Annotated in this window: 1 protein-coding gene; it reads right to left on the reverse strand. The window is 33.3% G+C overall.

Annotation, left to right across the window (positions count from 1 at the left end; all coding sequences use genetic code 11):
• Positions 1 to 165 precede the first annotated feature (165 nt).
• A partial coding sequence (locus CP366_RS10355; RefSeq protein WP_143469309.1) for a transposase occupies positions 166 to 594 on the reverse strand: 429 nt, incomplete at its 5' end.

Here is a 594-nt window from a genome sequence, read left to right on the forward strand (position 1 = left end):
TTTTTCTACGTAAAGTCAAGCATAATAAGAAGTTTGGCTTCATTTTTTGTTTAAATTTCAACTTAAACATCTTTTAGTGTCGATTTATTTTTTTAGTTAGACACGACAAATAAGCCCAGATCCATATCTGATTTTTGGGCTTAGCGTTATAATGTACTTGATCAATTAATTACAACTAAAGTCTTTTTGATTATGTGTGGCTACGTTGTAATCATATGGTTGATCATTGATAATCAGAGCATAAATGGTTCTGATTAGTTTATGAATTGAAGCAATAGCTATCTTTTTGAACCCTTTGGTTTGAGAGGATAGCTTTTTGCTTTCATAATAATCTGCTATATGACACGGATTTGTCTTAGCTGCATTATCAATTTGTCCAATAGCTCGATAAAGCAACTTACGTGCGACTGCATTGCCATGTTTAGTAATACTTAAATTAGAGTCCATTTCTCCTGACTGATATCTGCCTGGATCAATTCCGATAAAAGCATTGATTTTATTAGGATTACTAAATCTGCGTAAATCTCCTAACTCTGCTAAAACTCTGACAGCAGTGGTCTGTGCAAAGCCTGGAATGCTTTCTAGGTTTTCTAA

The sequence above is a fragment of the Lactobacillus sp. UMNPBX15 genome (genome assembly GCF_002553785.1).
GTDB classification, from domain to species: domain Bacteria; phylum Bacillota; class Bacilli; order Lactobacillales; family Lactobacillaceae; genus Lactobacillus; species Lactobacillus crispatus.